The organism is Massilia sp. X63, assembly GCF_041023745.1.
Lineage (GTDB): Bacteria > Pseudomonadota > Gammaproteobacteria > Burkholderiales > Burkholderiaceae_D > Telluria.
In genome coordinates this window covers 34,839-50,409 of record NZ_JBFTEF010000003.1, presented here as the reverse complement: position 1 = coordinate 50,409, position 15,571 = coordinate 34,839, and the positions used below count along the sequence as shown (strand labels likewise).

At 66.9% G+C, this 15,571-nt stretch carries 15 protein-coding genes; 10 read left to right on the top strand and 5 right to left on the bottom strand.

Features of this window, described 5'->3' with window-relative positions; all coding sequences use genetic code 11:
- Window positions 1-29: 29 nt before the first annotated feature.
- The 10 genes from hisB to tatC all read left to right on the top strand — a co-directional run bounded on the left by hisB (window position 30) and on the right by tatC (window position 5,808).
- On the top strand, window positions 30-620 hold the full coding sequence (hisB, locus tag AB3347_RS07275) for an imidazoleglycerol-phosphate dehydratase HisB (RefSeq protein WP_036253395.1): 591 nt from the start codon (window positions 30-32) through the stop codon (window positions 618-620).
- Window positions 621-639: 19 nt separating this feature from the next.
- Window positions 640-1,281, top strand: a complete 642-nt coding sequence (gene hisH / locus AB3347_RS07270; RefSeq protein ID WP_369091122.1) for an imidazole glycerol phosphate synthase subunit HisH — start codon at window positions 640-642, stop codon at window positions 1,279-1,281.
- Between the two features lie 40 nt (window positions 1,282-1,321).
- Window positions 1,322-2,098, top strand: a complete 777-nt coding sequence (hisA, locus tag AB3347_RS07265; protein WP_369091121.1) for a 1-(5-phosphoribosyl)-5-[(5-phosphoribosylamino)methylideneamino]imidazole-4-carboxamide isomerase — start codon at window positions 1,322-1,324, stop codon at window positions 2,096-2,098.
- A 5-nt stretch (window positions 2,099-2,103) separates the two neighbouring features.
- Entirely contained in the window at window positions 2,104-2,865 is a 762-nt protein-coding gene (hisF, locus tag AB3347_RS07260; RefSeq protein WP_369091120.1) for an imidazole glycerol phosphate synthase subunit HisF, read from the top strand.
- An 11-nt stretch (window positions 2,866-2,876) separates the two neighbouring features.
- Window positions 2,877-3,290 carry a phosphoribosyl-AMP cyclohydrolase gene (gene hisI / locus AB3347_RS07255; RefSeq protein ID WP_369091119.1) on the top strand — a complete coding sequence of 138 codons (414 nt, stop codon included), beginning with the start codon at window positions 2,877-2,879 and terminating at the stop codon, window positions 3,288-3,290.
- Window positions 3,287-3,625, top strand: coding sequence for a phosphoribosyl-ATP diphosphatase (locus AB3347_RS07250; protein ID WP_369091118.1), 339 nt, complete (start codon window positions 3,287-3,289; stop codon window positions 3,623-3,625). Before hisI ends, AB3347_RS07250 begins: the two co-directional genes overlap by 4 nt.
- Window positions 3,626-3,790: 165 nt before the next feature.
- Complete coding sequence (locus tag AB3347_RS07245; protein WP_369091117.1) at window positions 3,791-4,165, top strand: histidine triad nucleotide-binding protein; 375 nt, start codon at window positions 3,791-3,793, stop codon at window positions 4,163-4,165.
- Between the two features lie 125 nt (window positions 4,166-4,290).
- On the top strand, window positions 4,291-4,530 hold the full coding sequence (gene tatA / locus AB3347_RS07240) for a Sec-independent protein translocase subunit TatA (protein ID WP_369091116.1): 240 nt from the start codon (window positions 4,291-4,293) through the stop codon (window positions 4,528-4,530).
- 9 nt (window positions 4,531-4,539) lie between these two features.
- Window positions 4,540-5,052, top strand: a complete 513-nt coding sequence (gene tatB / locus AB3347_RS07235) for a Sec-independent protein translocase protein TatB (protein WP_369091115.1) — start codon at window positions 4,540-4,542, stop codon at window positions 5,050-5,052.
- Window positions 5,053-5,808, top strand: coding sequence for a twin-arginine translocase subunit TatC (tatC, locus tag AB3347_RS07230; protein ID WP_369091114.1), 756 nt, complete (start codon window positions 5,053-5,055; stop codon window positions 5,806-5,808).
- Between the two features lie 27 nt (window positions 5,809-5,835).
- On the opposite strand, the gene AB3347_RS07225 is transcribed toward tatC, so the two are convergent.
- The 5 genes from AB3347_RS07225 to AB3347_RS07205 form a co-directional block, all read right to left on the bottom strand.
- Window positions 5,836-6,645: a CsgG/HfaB family protein gene (locus tag AB3347_RS07225; protein ID WP_369091113.1), complete on the bottom strand. Its 810-nt coding sequence runs from the start codon at window positions 6,643-6,645 to the stop codon at window positions 5,836-5,838.
- 145 nt (window positions 6,646-6,790) lie between these two features.
- Window positions 6,791-7,177: a hypothetical protein gene (locus tag AB3347_RS07220; protein WP_369091502.1), complete on the bottom strand. Its 387-nt coding sequence runs from the start codon at window positions 7,175-7,177 to the stop codon at window positions 6,791-6,793.
- A gap of 248 nt (window positions 7,178-7,425) precedes the next feature.
- Window positions 7,426-9,348 (bottom strand): DUF885 domain-containing protein, encoded by a 1,923-nt coding sequence (locus AB3347_RS07215; RefSeq protein ID WP_369091112.1) that lies wholly within the window; start codon window positions 9,346-9,348, stop codon window positions 7,426-7,428.
- Between the two features lie 164 nt (window positions 9,349-9,512).
- Window positions 9,513-13,628, bottom strand: a complete 4,116-nt coding sequence (locus AB3347_RS07210) for an SNF2-related protein (protein WP_369091111.1) — start codon at window positions 13,626-13,628, stop codon at window positions 9,513-9,515.
- Entirely contained in the window at window positions 13,625-15,535 is a 1,911-nt protein-coding gene (locus AB3347_RS07205) for a prolyl oligopeptidase family serine peptidase (RefSeq protein WP_369091110.1), read from the bottom strand. Before AB3347_RS07205 ends, AB3347_RS07210 begins: the two co-directional genes overlap by 4 nt.
- Between the last annotated feature and the right edge of the window lie 36 nt (window positions 15,536-15,571).

Genomic DNA, 15,571 nt, shown 5'->3' with positions numbered 1-15,571 from the left:
TCCGGAGGACCGCCACGACGAGCCCAGCAATGACCCGCACTGCCGAAATCACGCGCAATACCAACGAGACGCAAATCCGCGTCGCGATCAACCTCGACGGCACCGGCCGCCAGAAGCTCAATACCGGCGTCCCCTTCCTCGACCACATGCTCGACCAGATCGCGCGCCACGGCATGATCGACCTCGAAGTCGAAGCCGTCGGCGACCTGCACATCGACGCCCACCACACGGTCGAGGACACCGGCATCACGCTCGGCATGGCGGTGGCCAAGGCCGTGGGCGACAAGAAGGGCATGGTGCGTTACGGCCACTCCTACGTGCCGCTGGACGAAGCGCTGTCGCGCGTGGTCATCGACTTCTCGGGCCGTCCGGGCCTGGAAATGCACATCCCCTGGACGCGCGCCATGATCGGCACCTACGACGTCGACCTGACGGGCGAATTCTTTCGCGGCTTCGTGAACCACGCCGGCGTGACCCTGCACATCGACAACCTGCGCGGCGTGAACGCACACCACCAGTGCGAGACCGTGTTCAAGGCCTTCGGCCGCGCGTTGCGCATGGCCACTGCGCTGGACGAGCGCGCCGCCGGCATCATTCCCTCGACCAAAGGCAGCCTGTAGGCTGGGGTAACTGAGCATCATGACGAACAAGATTGTGGTGGTCGATGGCCTGGGTAACCTGCGCTCGGTCGCGCAGGCGCTGCGCGCCGCCGCGCCCGAGGCCGACATCCTGGTGTCGAACAATCCCGCCGATATCGATGCCGCCGACCGCATCGTGCTGCCGGGCCAGGGCGCGATGCGCGACTGCATGCGCAGCCTGCGCGAATCCGGCGCCGAGGAAGCCCTGCTGCGCGCCGTGAAGACGCGCCCGGTGATGGGCGTGTGCGTCGGCGAGCAGATGCTGTTCGACGAGAGCGAAGAGAACGACGGCACGCCGGGCCTGGGCCTGCTGCCGGGCCGCGTCGTGCGCTTCCGGCTCGACGGCAAGCTGCAGGAAGACGGCTCGCGCTTCAAGGTCCCGCAGATGGGCTGGAACCGCGTGCGCCAGTCGCGCGCCCACCCGCTGTGGGAAGGCGTCGAGGACAACAGTTATTTCTACTTCGTGCACAGCTACTATGCCGTGCCCGGGCAGGCAGCCGACACGATCGGCGAAACCGACTACGGCGGCATGTATGCCTGTGCCGTCGCGCGCGACAACCTGGTCGCCACCCAGTTCCACCCCGAAAAGAGCGCCGCCGCCGGGCTGCGCCTGTACCGCAATTTCATTCACTGGAATCCGTGAGTTTTAACATCAATCCGCCGTCAACCAACCGACAACGACCATGCTGCTGATCCCTGCCATCGACCTCAAAGACGGTCACTGCGTTCGCCTGAAACAAGGCGACATGGACCTCGCCACCGTGTTTTCCGAAGACCCTGCCGAAATGGCGCTGCACTGGCTGAAGAAGGGCGCGCGCCGGCTGCACCTGGTCGACCTGAACGGCGCGTTCGCGGGCAAGCCGAAGAACGAGGAAGCGATCAAGTCGATCCTGAAAACCGTGCAGGACTACGCCGAAGAGATGGGCATCGACGAGATCCCGGTCCAGCTGGGCGGCGGTATCCGCGACCTCGACACCATCGAGCGCTACCTCGACGACGGCATCACCTACATCATCGTCGGCACCGCCGCGGTGAAGAACCCGGGCTTCCTGCACGACGCCTGCGGCGCCTTCCCGGGCTCGATCATCGTCGGCCTGGACGCCAAGGATGGCAAGGTCGCCACCGACGGCTGGAGCAAGATGTCCGGCCACGAAGTCATCGACCTGGCCAAGAAGTTCGAAGGCTACGGCGTCGAGTCGATCGTCTACACCGACATCGGCCGCGACGGCATGATGGGCGGCGTGAACATCGAGGCGACCGTCAAGCTGGCCCAGGCCGTGAAGATCCCGATCATCGCCTCGGGCGGCGTGCACAACCTGGCCGACGTCGAAGCGCTGTGCGCGGTGCAGGACGAAGGCATCGAGGGCGTGATCTGCGGCCGCTCGATCTACGAAGGCACGCTCGACCTGAGCTCGGCGCAGGTACGCGCCGACGAACTCACCGAGGGCGCCCAGGCCTAAGCCGTATGCTCGCAAAACGCATCATCCCCTGCCTCGACGTCACCGGCGGCCGTGTGGTCAAGGGCGTCAATTTCACCGAGCTGCGCGATGCCGGCGACCCGGTCGAGATCGCGCGCCGCTATGACGGACAGGGCGCCGACGAGATCACCTTCCTCGACATCACCGCCTCGAGCGACGGCCGCGACCTGATCCTGCCGATCATCGAAGCCGTGGCCTCGACCGTGTTCATCCCGCTCACGGTCGGTGGCGGCGTGCGCAAGGTCGAGGACGTGCGGCGCCTGCTCAATGCCGGCGCCGACAAGGTCAGCATGAACACCTCGGCCGTGACCAACCCGCAGCTGGTGTTCGACGCCTCGCAGAAGCACGGCTCGCAATGCATCGTGGTGGCGATCGACGCCAAGCAGGTTGCGCCCGGAAAGTGGGAAGTCTTCACCCATGGCGGCCGCAACCCGACCGGGCTCGACGCCGTCGAATGGGCGAAGAAAATGGAAAGCCTGGGCGCCGGCGAACTGCTGCTCACCTCGATGGACCGCGACGGCACCAAGTCCGGCTTCGACCTGGGCCTGACGCGCGCCGTGTCCGACGCCGTGGGCATCTCCGTCATCGCCTCGGGCGGCGTCGGCGGCCTGCAAGACCTGGCCGACGGCATCCTGGAAGGCCACGCCGACGCGGTGCTGGCCGCCAGCATCTTCCACTACGGGCAGCACACGGTCGGCGAAGCCAAGCGCTTCATGGCCGAGCGTGGCATTCCGATGCGCCTGGAATAAGGAAGACAGCGATGCCGACCAATGCCAAATGGCTCAACAAGGTCCGCTGGGACGAACACGGCCTGGTGCCGGTGATCGCCCAGGAGGCCGCCACCGGCGACATCCTGATGTTCGCCTGGATGAACCGCGAAGCGCTCGCGAAGACGGCCGAGCTGGGCGAAGCCGTGTACTGGAGCCGTTCGCGCAAGAAGCTGTGGCACAAGGGCGAAGAGTCCGGCCACACCCAGAAAGTGCTGGAGATGCGCCTCGACTGCGACGAAGACGTCGTGCTGCTCAAGATCGAGCAGACCGGCGGCATCGCCTGCCATACCGGGCGCCATTCGTGCTTCTTCCAGCGATTCAACCCCGACGGCGAGGACTGGCAGGCGGTGGAACCCGTGCTGCAGGACCCCGACACCATCTACACCGACAAGAAACACCCATGAGCGATATCCTGGCCCGCGTTGCGGCCGTGATCGAGTCGCGCAAGCCGGATGCCGGCGGCGACCCTGCAACCTCCTATGTCGCCAAGCTGTTCAGCAAGGGCGACGACGCCATCCTGAAAAAGATCGGCGAAGAGGCCACCGAAACCGTGATGGCCGCCAAGGACGCGCGCGTCTCGGGCGACGCCTCCAAGGTATTGTACGAGACCGCCGACCTGTGGTTCCACAGCATGGTCCTGCTGGCGCAGTTCGGCCTGACCCCGCAACAGGTGATCGACGAGCTGGCGCGCCGCGAAGGCATGTCGGGCATCGACGAGAAAGCCGCGCGCAAGGAATAAGCGCGCGCGCAGGCAGGAAGAACAAAGCAAGCGCCTGCTCATGCTTGCCACCGGTACCGGCAGTGTCATAATCAGGCATGGGCGGTCACATGGCTGTCATGCGGCGCCGGTAGGATGCCTGGGTTCCCGGCTGCGGGAGCGCTGTAACAAAGATCTGGAGACAAGATGGACAATTGCATTTTCTGCAAGATCGTTGCCAAGCAGATTCCGGCCAGCATCGTCTATGAAGACGACGACGTGCTGGCCTTCAAGGACATCAACCCGGCCGCACCGGTGCACCTGCTGGTGATTCCAAAGCAGCACGTGGCGACCCTGTCCGATTGCGGCATGGAACACGCGGCCGTGCTCGGCAAGATGCTGGCGCTGGCGCCGAAGCTTGCGGAAGAGCACGGTGTCGCGGCCAGGAGCAACGGCAATGGCGGACACAGCGGCGGCTTCAAGACCCTGATCAACACCGGGCCGGACGGCGGGCAGGAGGTCTATCACCTGCACCTGCATATGTACGGCGGCAAGCGCCCCTGGCGCGGCCTCGGCACCTGATTCCTGTCCGGACTCGACTAAAATTTTAATGCGGGCAATATGTAGGGCAATGCCCCCGCATGGCGTATACTGAAATGTACGCTTTCCCGATTTTCAGGCGCACGTCGCCTTGCTAGGAGATAAACATGGGTTCGATGAGTATTTGGCACTGGGTCATTGTCCTGGTCGTCGTGATGCTGATTTTTGGCACCAAGAAGATCGGCAATATCGGTTCCGATCTCGGTAAGGCCGTCAAGGGCTTCAAGGATGGCGTGAAGGGCGAGGAAGACAAGGCCGACGCGAGCCAGTCCACCACCCAGCCGCCGCAGCAGGTGGCAGACAAGTCCACCATCGATGTGGAAACCCGCGAAAAGACGCGTCATTAATCGCCGCGCATGATCGATCTCGGACTGTCGAAGCTGGCGATCATCGGCGTTGTCGCGCTGATCGTCATCGGCCCTGAAAAACTGCCGAAGGTGGCGCGCATGGCGGGCACCCTGTACGGGCGCGCCCAGCGCTACCTGCACGACGTCAAGTCGGAGGTCAGCCGCGAAATCGAGCTCGACGAGCTGCGCAACCTGCACAAGGAAGTGCACGAGAGCGCGCAATCGTTCAAGTCCGAGGTCGAGCAGTCGATGTCCAGCCACGTCGACGAGGTCGAGGCGCTGTGGGACAACCGGGAGCACACGGGCTCCACATCCTCCTCGTCGTCCACGCACGCCTACGTCAGCACCGCCGACATCGAGCGCAAGGCGCGCGACTTCCGCCGCAAGAAACTGGTGCGCACATCAAGCGTCCCGGCCTGGTACAAGCACCGCAACGGCGGCAAGACCCATGTGCTGTCCGGCGCCGCGCGCGTGCGCAAGTTCCGGCCCGGCTCCAGCAAATCCAAGACTTCCTTTTTCTAGATGACCGAAGAAGCCGCAGGCGAAGAAACCTTCATCTCCCACCTCGTCGAGCTGCGTGACCGCCTGGTCAAGGCGTCGATCGGGATCGCCATCGCCTGCGCGGCCCTGTTCATCTGGCCGGGCCCTTCGCAGGTCTACGACCTGCTGGCCGCGCCGATGATCGCCTCGCTGCCGCCCGGCGCCAAGATGATCGCAACCGGCGTGGTGTCGCCCTTCCTGGTGCCGATGAAGGTGACCCTGCTGCTGGCCTTCATCCTGTCGCTGCCCTGGGTGTTCTACCAGCTATGGGCCTTCGTCGCCCCCGGCCTGTATGCGCACGAGAAGCGCCTGGTGCTGCCGCTGGTGATCTCGTCCTCGCTGCTGTTCATCGGCGGCGTGGCCTTCTGCTATTTCTTCGTGTTCGGCCGGGTGTTCCACTTCATCGGCGAGTTTGCGCCCACCTCCATCGCGGTGACGCCGGACATCGAGAACTACCTCGATTTCGTGATGTCGATGTGCCTGGCCTTCGGCGCCACCTTCGAAGTGCCGGTGGTGGTGGTGATCCTGGTGCGCATGGGCATCGTCAGCATCGAGAAGCTGCGCGCGATCCGCTCCTACGTGATCGTCGGCGCCTTCGTCATCGCCGCCATCGTGACGCCGCCGGACGTGGTCAGCCAGCTGGCGCTGGCAATCCCGATGTGCCTGCTCTACGAGCTGGGCCTGGTCGTGGCGCCGATTTTCGCGCGCGTCACGCGTGCTCCCGAAGAGCACGCCTAAGAGCGCCTAACGCTCTATCGGTTGTGCTCAGTTGGACCTGAGTACGCCGCCGTTGCCCAGCCCACCCTCCACCGACTGGGCCTTGTAGCTGCGCACCGCCTTGACCATCTGGTTGTACGAATCCATGAAGGACGCGGCCAGTACCTTGCCCTGGGGCGAGTTGCTGAAGCCGCCCGCGCCTGCCAGGCCGCCATGGAAGAAGCCGGCCAGCATGCCGAAGTCCCAGTTCTGGGCGCTGCCTTCGGCTGCCGCCAGCTGCACGCCCGAGCGGTTATCGGTCAGCAGCAGCATGGTCGAGGCCTCGTTCGATTTCATCGATCCGCCGATCAGCGAGGCGACCACGCCGGCCCTGCCGCCCACCAGGCCGCCCAGGCCGCCGGTGCCTTTCTGGCTGAAGGTGATCGAGGGCGTCATGGTGTAGTCGGCGGCGGCCATCATGCCCTTGCCGAAATTGCTGGTCTTGCGCAGCTCGCCCGATTCCATCAGCGCGCGTTCGCCCTGCATGTTGCGCATGGCCTGGCCGCGCTCGACGATGACGAAGCAGTTCGACTGCTGGATGATCATCCGCAGCAGCGGCACCGTGCTCTGCATGCGGTATTCGGCGGTGAACTGGTGCAGCCAGGGCTGGTTCGATTCCTCGACGATGGCCAGGGTGCCGAGGCTTTTGTCGCAGCGCTCGAGCTTGTCGTTGGCGCCGACCGCATTCGCACCGCCGGCCGAACCGGTGGCGACGGTCTTGGCGCCGGAGGCGCCGATGCTGGGCGAGGTGGCGCAGCCGCCAAGCGACAGGGAAGCGGACAGGGAAGCGAAGACCAGCAAGGGCAGGGGCGATTTCATTCAGGCATCCTTATGGGTAAAAAGGGGACACCCAATGCTACGCAGCGCGACCCGGCGCGATTTATCTCTCGTCAAGCAGGCTGTTCAATAAGGACGAGCCATGACAAGACCGGAGGCAGTCCCCGGCCTTGCGCAGGCTGTCAGGTCATGGGCAGTTCCCGATCACGTAATACCCCGCCGCCGTCTGCGCCAGCGTCGTCGTGTAGAAGGTATTGTTCAGCCCCATGTTCTGGTTCGAGCCGTTGGCCAGCGCATAGCCGCCGCTGTCGTGTGCCCGCCCTGCCGTCACGTGGGCATAGTTGCTGGCCGTGGTCGTGCTGCAGACGAAGCCGGACGTGGTGGCGCCCGTTACGCCGGCCGACTTCGCGCTCTCCACGCCGTTGCCGGTGCTGGATATTTGGTAGGTGTAGCTGGTCGACGCCGCCAGGCCGCCATCGGTGTAGCCGGTGCTTGCCAGCGGCGTGGCGTTCAGCTTGGCGCCGTCGCGGTAGACGTTGTAGCCGGTGGCGCCGCTGGACGCGTTCCAGGTCAGGGCGATGCTGCTGGCCGTGCGCGCGCCGATGGCCAGGCCGGCAGGCGGCTGCAGGGCAGGGGCAGTACCGACCAGGAATTGCGGGATGCTAGGACGCCGGCGCGGGAAGGGAAGTCATGGGCTGTCTCCAGCTGATGGTTGTTGTGACGTCCATTCTAGCTTTGGAGACATTGCGCACAAGCGAGCGCGCGAGCAAGCCGCTTGTGCGCTTTTGCACAGGCGATTGCCTGCGCAAAATCAAGACATCGTTATTGCAAGAGCTCAGAGATCATCTTCACCGGCGCATTGCCGTAGCTGAGGAACTGGTCGTGGAATTCCTTCAGGTTGAAGCGTTCGCCCAGCTGCTGCTTGCGGCGCTCGCGCAGGGCCAATATCTGCTCGTAGCCGCTGTAGTAGCTGGTCAGCTGCACCGAGGTGAGCTGCACGCGGCGCCATTTCTCGTCGGCTTCCTGGCGGGTCTGGAAGGCCTGGCGCACCAGCAGGTCGATCGCCTCGGCCTGGCCCATGCCGAGCACGTGGACGCTGTAGTCGAGGATGGTGTTGGTCACGCTGCGCAGGTTCCACTTCGAGTACATCAGCCACATCTCGGGCGCGTTGTCGCCGTAGCCGTTCTCCAGCATCATGCGCTCGCCGTACACGGCCCAGCCCTCGACCATCGCGCCGTTCCCGAACAGCGACTTCACCAGCGAAGGCGAACGGTTCGCGTACACCAGCTGCGCGTAGTGGCCCGGGATGGCTTCGTGGATGTTCAGGATCTGCAGGATCCATTCGTTGTACTCGCGCAGGCTGCTCTCGGCCTGTTCCGCGCTCAGGCCGTCGAGCGGCGTGACGTTGTAATAGGTCTTGTCCTTCGGGCGGTACGGGCCTGGCGCATCGATGCTGGCGCCCGCCACGCCGCGCTGGTACATCGGGGTCTCGCGCACTTCCAGCGGCTTGTCGGCGTCCAGCGTGAGCAGGTTTTTCTCGGTGACGAACTTGTGCAGCGCCGGGATCTGGCGGCGGATCTCGGGCAGGAAGTCGGCGCGCGCGACGTGGCGGCTCGACAGCTTGTCGATCATCATGCCGATCTTCTGGAAGCGGTCGCGCGGCTTGTTCACGCCCGCCATGTAGCGCGGCCACAGCTCGTCCGAGATCGTATCCATGCGGGTGAGCAGTTCTTCGCGCGTGGCCAGGGCCTTGCGGAAGGTCTGCTCGGCGCTGCTGGACGACTGGATCTCGAGCGCGAACTTCTGCTCGTACAGGTCCTTGCCGGCGCGGAACGGGCGCGCCTTGGCAAGGCCGTCCGTCGCCTTCTTTTCGAGCGCGCTCAGGAAGTCGACGTAGCCGATGACCGCGGTGCCGGCGTTGGCGATACGCAGCGCGAAGATCGCCTTTTCCTGCGTGGTCAGGGTCGATTCCTGCGCCGCCTTGCCCAGGTCGGCCAGCACCGCAATGGTGCCCGGCGCCTGCGCGATGGCGAGCTGGGTGTGCTCGCGGGTCGGATTCACGATCGACTGCTGCGCCGCCTGGTAGAAGGCCGGTACGTCGGCCAGGCGCTTGAGGATGGTGCGCAGGCGCTGCGGCGTGGCGGCGTACTCGGTGTTCAGGATCAGGTCGAGCGGCTGGGCGACGTTGTACAGCGCCGGGTTCCATTCATACTCGCGCCAGGTCGTCAGGTTCCAGCGGTCCTTCTCGAGCTTGTTCACGAGCAGGACCAGGTCGGTGCGCTGGCGCGCCGACAGCTGGCGGGTATCGAGCTTATTGAACTTCTCCAGCCACTCGTTGGCAAAGGCCAGTTTTTTCGCACGGGTGGCGGCGTCCGGGATGCTCAGGTTGGCGGCCTGGTCGAACTTGCCGACGTAGATGCCGCCTTCCGGATCGATGCGCCACAGGGCGGTCAGGTACTGCATGCTCATCGCATCGAAGCGGCGGTCCAGGCGCTTTTCGCTGGCGCTGGCGCTTGGCACGGCAGCCACCGCGGTGGCTGCGGCGGCGGTGGCGACGGCCGCCTTGGCGGCCGGCTTGCCGGACTTGCCGGATTTCTTGACCGGCGCTTTCGTTTTACCGGTTTTCGCTTTGACCACTTTGGTGGCTTTCGCCTTGCCCTTGGCGGGCTTGGTGGTTTTGGCGCTGGCCGGCGCCAGCGCGAAACCCGCCAGCAGGACTGCCAGCGCAATCTTCGTTTTCATCATCCTGTTCGAACCCTGCAAATGTAAAGGTCGGAGCCCCGGCGCGCGGCAGGCGCAATCCGGAAGCACGGAAGAGTAGCACCATTCAGGCCGCTTGCGTGCGGCTGAAACATTCCGTGACGCGGGTCCGTCCGGGGTGGCCAATCAGACAACGTGCGCCGTGCGCCCTAGGACAGGCCCTGTTTCAGCATCGCCAGCATCTCGCCCGGCGACATGCGCGCCGCGATCTCGGTCCCTTCGAGCAGGCTGTCGGCCAGGTCGCGCTTGCGGTGGTGCAGCTCGACGATGCCTTCCTCGATGGTGCCGCGCGCCACCAGCCGGTAGATCGTCACCGGCCGTTGCTGGCCCATGCGGTGGGCGCGGTCCGAGGCCTGGTCTTCCACCGCCGGGTTCCACCACGGGTCCATGTGGATCACGTAGTCGGCCGCCGTCAGGTTGATGCCGACCCCGCCCGCCTTCAGGCTGATCAGGAACAATTCGCCCTCGCCGGCCTGGAAGGCGTCCACGCGGCGCTTGCGTTCCTGCATCGGAGTGGCCCCATCCAGGTACTGGTAGGGGATCTGCTTGCCATCGAGGTAGTTGCGGATCAGGCGCAGGTGGTCGACGAACTGGCTGAACACCAGCACCTTGTGGCGGTTCTCCAGCAGGCCGTCGAGCAGGCGCGCGAAGGCGATCAGTTTGCTGCTGGCGATGCCGGCGCCCGGCGCCACCAGTTCGGGATTGCAGACCGCGCGGCGCAGCCGCATCATCTCGGCCAGGATCTCGATCGACTTCTGGCTCTCGGGCGCTTCCAGCGCGGCCAGCTTGTCGAGCGCGTCGCGGCGCAGCGATTCGTACAGCGCGCTTTCTTCCGGGGTCAGCTCGACCGGCATCACGATCTCGGTGCGCGGCGGCAGTTCGGTGAGCACCTGCGCCTTGGTGCGGCGCAGGATGAAGGGCTGCGTCAGCCGGCGCAGCCGGTTCCTGGCCCCTAGCTCGGCGCGTTTGTCCTGGGCCTTTTCGATCGGGCCGGCGAAACGCAGCTGGAACTGGTCGGCGCTGCCCAGCAGGCCCGGATTGATGAACCTGAACAGGTTCCACAGCTCGCCCAGGTGGTTTTCCAGCGGCGTGCCGGTGGCCACCATCCGGAAATTCCCCTGCAGCGCCATCACGGCCTGCGAGCGCTTGGTGTGCATGTTCTTGATGGCCTGGGCTTCGTCCAGCACGATGCTGTGCCAGGGCTTCTTCGCAAACAGCGGCGCTTCCTGCTGCAGCAGGCCGTAGCTCGCCACCACCACGTCGAACGGGCCGGCCTGTTCGATCGCCGCCGCGCGGTCGCCGGGGCCGAACAGCTTCAGCTTCAGGGTCGGCGCGAAGCGCTGGGCTTCGGCGATCCAGTTCAGGCAGACCGAGGTCGGCGCCACCACCAGGGCCGGCCCGTCGGGCGCGCGGGTAAGCAGCAGGGCCAGCGCCTGCAGCGTCTTGCCGAGGCCCATGTCATCGGCCAGGCAGGCGCCCACGCCCCAGTGGGCCAGGCGTCCCAGCCATTCGAAGCCCTCGCGCTGGTAGTCGCGCAGTTCGGCCTGCAGGGTGGAGGGCAGCGCCGGCGTATAAGCTTCGCTGTCGGCGATGCGCTGCAGGTGCTTGCGCCAGGCCGCGTCGCTGTCCACGCTGCCGGCCTCGCGCGCCAGTTCGGCCAGCGAGAAGCTGGCCAGCGGATGCATGCGCAGCGCGTCGCCGTGCAGGCTGCCGTAATCCGCCAGTTCCATCAGGCGGCGGTGCAATTCGTCGCTCAGGGCGAGGTATTCGTTGTCGCCCAGCGCCACGAAGCGGCTTTTGCCTTCGCGCACGCGCTCGAGCAGCGACCGCAGGTCGAGCACGCGCTGTTCGTCGACCACGATGTCGCCGCTGGCCGCGAACCAGTCGCGCTCGCGCCGGATCTGGATGCGCACCGACTTCGCATTGGCGCGCTTGGCGACGCGGAATTTTTCGCCTTCCGGCCAGGCCACCACAACCTTCGCCGGGTCCAGGCTGCGCAGCTCGTCCACCAGTTCCAGGCATTGCAGGGGCTGGCCCAGCAGCCACTCGCCGTGCTCGAGTTCGCCGTGTTCGAGCGCAAGGCAGGCGCCGACCAGCTGGCGCTCGGCCTCGCGCTCGGCGTTCAGGTCGCGCCTGGCTTCAAGGCGCACGCCGTTCACGTCGGCGATCACGCTTTCCGCGCCGCTGCCCGGCGAATAATAGGCGCCGCCGTCCAGCGGGCGCACCAATACCTGCATGCTCAGGCCCTGCTGGTAGGGGCGCAGGTGCAGGTGCAGGCGCGGATCGGCCGCGACTTGCTCGATGTCGCCGGGACTGGCGCCGATGTCCGACTGCACCGTGACGAGCGAGGAGATCGCACTGATGGCGCGCAGCACCTGGCGCTCGGCCTCGACCGGCACCTCCAGCCCAGCGCCGACGATGGCGGCGATGCGGCGGTGTTCCTCGTTGACCCGCACCAGGCGCAGGCGGGTCGGGGTCTCGCGCGTGACGATGACCTCGCCGTCCTGGTCGCCAGGGGCGGGGTGCAGCGAGATCGTGACCTTGCCGCCGCGTGCTTTCACGTGCAGCTCGGGCTCGCCCGGCAGCAGTTCGACCCGGGTGCCCGGCGCATCCATCCAGAACAGCAGCGGGTGGCCGACCAGTGCGCCCACGGCCTTGTCCAGCTCGAACTCGAAACGAATGCCGGTGCTGCCGTAGTAGCGGCGCCCGGCGATGCTGGAGACGGCCTGCACGTCCTGGGCGGTGAGGAACTCGAGGCTCGAGGCTTCTTCCCCCAGGCGCTTCAGGCCGATGGCGCGGCCGCGGCTCCAGCCGCCCTGGGCGTCGCGTTTCTGCTCGCGCGGCTCGAGTTCGCGTACGCCCATGTGCTCGTCGTAGCGGATCATCCACACCAGGCGCGATTCGCGCACCACCTCGGCGTTCAGCGCAGGCTGCAGGTTGATCAGGGCGTTGAGCTGGCGCTCCCAGGGCTCCTCGCGTTCGAACCAGTGGGTCAGGTCGGTGATTCGATGCCGGCGCCGCAGTTCGCCGGCGCGCTGCTCGTGGACGAGCGCGCCCGGCCCGCCGATCTGCCCCAGCAGGGCGGCCAGCTGGGCCGACAGCAGGTCGAAACCCGCCTGTTCGGACTGGCCCAGCATGTCCTCGATGTCCTTGCGCTTGCCCTGCAGTTGCGGCAAGCCGAGCCAGTGATGCATCAGCGCGCGGAAGGTGAAGGGCTCGAGCGCCATCTCCCAGCTGCGCGAGGCCAGCACGTCGGCGTCCACCGTGCCGCGCCGGATCTCCTGCAGCATGCTGAGCTGGAAGACCACGGCCGTCTCGGGGCGCTGCACCGCGCGCGTGGCGATGTCGAGCCAGGCGTCGGCCAGCTTCAGGTGGGCCGGCTGGTTGCTGCGCAGCAGGGCGGCCAGGTACAGGTGGGCGCCGATGCCGTCGAAGATGGCTTTGCGCTTGCCGGTCTCGCGGCGCAGCTGCTTGAGGGCGCCCTCGACGCCGGGCAGGGCGACCTCGGCATCGTCGCGCAGCAGGGCGACCACGCTGCGCAAGAACAGGCCGGCGGCGTCATCGACGTCGCGCAGCAGCGCCGCGGCGTCGTCGAGCCGGCCGCACAGGATGAAGTGCTCGCCCAAGGCGACGCGCAGCGCGATCGACGGGTCGCCCCGGGCCGTATCGGCCTCGGCGGCGGCGCGGATCGCGGGCGCCAGCCCGGGTTCGCGCTGCGCATGCTGGACCAGCACGGCAAGCACGCCGTCGCGCAGCGAAGCATCGATGCGCTCGAGCAGGCTGGGCGCGAAAGGGCGGGCGCAGACCTCGACCAGCGGGTGCAGGTAAGACGCTTCGTGGCAGCGCAGGCAGGCGGCCAGCAGCGGCGTGACCGTGCTGCCGTTCTCGCCCGCCAGCAGCGCCATGCGCAGCAGGGCCAGGCCCTGGCGGTAGCTGCGCAGGATCGGTGTGTCCTGCCAGTCGCGGCGCAGTGGAGTCACCCGTTCGTAGGCGCTGCGTAAAACGGCGAAGGAGCCGTTTTCCAGCGCCAGTTCGAGCGCCGGCCAGGCGGCGGCGGGCGCGATCGTGAAGCCGCGTCCCACCACATCGTTGACCAGGCCGAGCTCGCGCAGCCGCGCCAGCTCGGCCGCCCACTGCTCGGGCGGCAAGGGCAGGCCGGCGGCCATCAGGTGTTCCAGGATGCGCTGGCGGCCCATCGGTTCGCCCGCCAGCGCCAGCAGCGACAGGATCGCCTGTTCGCCGGTGTCCAGTTCGGAAAAACTCATGCAGGCAGGTTCTCGATCTCCACCGCCGGCAGCCCGGCGGGCACGGGGATGCCGAACACGCGCAGGTAGAACACCAGTTCCGCCTCCAGCGTGCGCACCACGCTCTCGGCCTTGCGGAAGCCGTGGCCTTCCCCTTCGAGGGTGAGGTAGGCCACCGGCACGCGGCGTGCGCGCAAGGCCTCGACCATGGTCTCGGACTGCTGCGGCGGCACCACCATGTCGTCCAGGCCCTGGAAGAAGATCATCGGGCGCGTGAGCTTGTCCGTGTGGTGGATCGGCGAACGCGCGCGGTAGACCTGCTCGGCCTGCTCGGGCGGCGCGATCAGGTATTGGTTGTAGTGCGACTCGAACTTGTGCGAATCCGCATCCAGCCCGGCCAGGTCGGACACGCCGTAGTAGCAGGCGCCGGCCTTGAACACCTCGTGGAAGGCGAGGGCGGACAGGGTCGTCAGGCCGCCGGCGCTGCTGCCGCGTACCAGGAGACGGTCGCGGTCGACCAGGCCCTGCGCGGCCAGGTATCTGGCGCCGGCCACGCAGTCCTCCACGTCGACCACGCCCCATTGCCCCTTGAGCAGGTCGCGGTAGGCGCGGCCGAAGCCGGTGCTGCCGCCGTAGTTCACGTCCAGCACGGCGAAGCCGCGGCTGGTCCAGAACTGGGTCGCCAGTTTCAGCGTGCTGGCCGCCATGCCGGTCGGGCCGCCGTGGCCGATGACGATCAGCGGCGGCAGTTCGCCGGCGCGGGGTGCGAAGTCGGCATTGGTGGGCGGGTAGTGGAAGGCGTGGGCGACGCGGCCGTTCGCGCTCGGGTAGCTGATCGACTGCGGAACCGACAGGTAACCCACTGCCGGCAGTTGCGCGATCGAGCGCGCCAGCACCTCGTGCCGGCCGCTGTCGACGTCGATGCGCGCCAGTTCGAGCGCGATGGTCGGCGCTCCGCCCAGCAGCGCCACCGTGTGCGCGTTCACGCGCAGCTCGCGGATTTCCTCGTAGGGCGTCGGCACCTCGGTCAGCCGGCCGCCGCGCAGGCGCGCCAGCTTGCTGACGCCGCCCTCGATGTAGGCGCAGACGATCTCGTCGTCGGAACGGAAGCCGTACAGCGAACCGCCGAAGGTCCACAGCGGGCCGCCGAATTCCGCCGCGCGCGGGCACAGCGCCTGCACGACGCCGCCTTCGTAGCAGTACAGGTTCCACCAGCCGCTGCGGTCGGACACGAAGTGCAGCACGCCGGCTGGAGACCATTCCGGCTGGCAGACCGATTCCTGCGGGCCGCCCGCCACCAGCCGCCCGTTCACCAGGCTGCCGTCCTCGAGGATATCGGCCAGCCACAGCTCGCTGCCTTCCCAGGGCATGCGCGGATGGTCCCAGCACAGCCAGGCCAGATGGCGGCCGTCGGGCGAGATGCGCGGAGCGGCATAGAAGTCGTTGCCGTCCACCAGGGCGGTCTCGCTGCCGTCGAAGCCGATGGCGGCAATCGTGTTCTCGGGGTAGTGGCCGCCGGCCGCGTGGTCTTCGCGCACGGCGACCAGGCGCCGGCGCTGCGCATCGACCACGAAGTCGGCGTAGCGCTGCTGGTTACTTTCGGCGGTGAGCGGCACCGGCTGCGCGCCCGCTTCGACCCGATACAAGCGGCTGTCGGCGTGGTTCGAGAACCAGGCCACGCCATCGGCGACCACATACGCGCCGCCGCCGTATTCATGCACCTTGCTGCGCACGTTGAACGGGGCCGGCGTCAGTTCGCCGCGGCTGCTCACCAGCGTCGAGCGTCCCGCCTCGCTGGCCCGGCCTTCCAGCCAGGTCGGATTGGCGCCGTCGAGCATGAGCGAGGACAGCGGCGTGGCGCCGGCCGCGACGACGGCTGCGGTGATCGGGGACGTCCAGGTGCCGCAGGCGGCTTGCTGTTTGGTCATGGCTGCTTCTTTCATCGCGCGAAAAACGCATTATAA

Bases quoted from the DNA above. Each gene is read 5' to 3' on its own strand.
- hisB (WP_036253395.1), top strand. From the start codon at position 30: ATGACCCGCACTGCCGAAATCACGCGCAATACCAACGAGACGCAAATC.
- hisH (WP_369091122.1), top strand. From the start codon at position 640: ATGACGAACAAGATTGTGGTGGTCGATGGCCTGGGTAACCTGCGCTCG.
- hisA (WP_369091121.1), top strand. From the start codon at position 1,322: ATGCTGCTGATCCCTGCCATCGACCTCAAAGACGGTCACTGCGTTCGC.
- hisF (WP_369091120.1), top strand. From the start codon at position 2,104: ATGCTCGCAAAACGCATCATCCCCTGCCTCGACGTCACCGGCGGCCGT.
- hisI (WP_369091119.1), top strand. From the start codon at position 2,877: ATGCCGACCAATGCCAAATGGCTCAACAAGGTCCGCTGGGACGAACAC.
- AB3347_RS07250 (WP_369091118.1), top strand. From the start codon at position 3,287: ATGAGCGATATCCTGGCCCGCGTTGCGGCCGTGATCGAGTCGCGCAAG.
- AB3347_RS07245 (WP_369091117.1), top strand. From the start codon at position 3,791: ATGGACAATTGCATTTTCTGCAAGATCGTTGCCAAGCAGATTCCGGCC.
- tatA (WP_369091116.1), top strand. From the start codon at position 4,291: ATGGGTTCGATGAGTATTTGGCACTGGGTCATTGTCCTGGTCGTCGTG.
- tatB (WP_369091115.1), top strand. From the start codon at position 4,540: ATGATCGATCTCGGACTGTCGAAGCTGGCGATCATCGGCGTTGTCGCG.
- tatC (WP_369091114.1), top strand. From the start codon at position 5,053: ATGACCGAAGAAGCCGCAGGCGAAGAAACCTTCATCTCCCACCTCGTC.
- AB3347_RS07225 (WP_369091113.1), bottom strand. From the start codon at position 6,645: ATGAAATCGCCCCTGCCCTTGCTGGTCTTCGCTTCCCTGTCCGCTTCC.
- AB3347_RS07215 (WP_369091112.1), bottom strand. From the start codon at position 9,348: ATGATGAAAACGAAGATTGCGCTGGCAGTCCTGCTGGCGGGTTTCGCG.
- AB3347_RS07210 (WP_369091111.1), bottom strand. From the start codon at position 13,628: ATGAGTTTTTCCGAACTGGACACCGGCGAACAGGCGATCCTGTCGCTG.
- AB3347_RS07205 (WP_369091110.1), bottom strand. From the start codon at position 15,535: ATGACCAAACAGCAAGCCGCCTGCGGCACCTGGACGTCCCCGATCACC.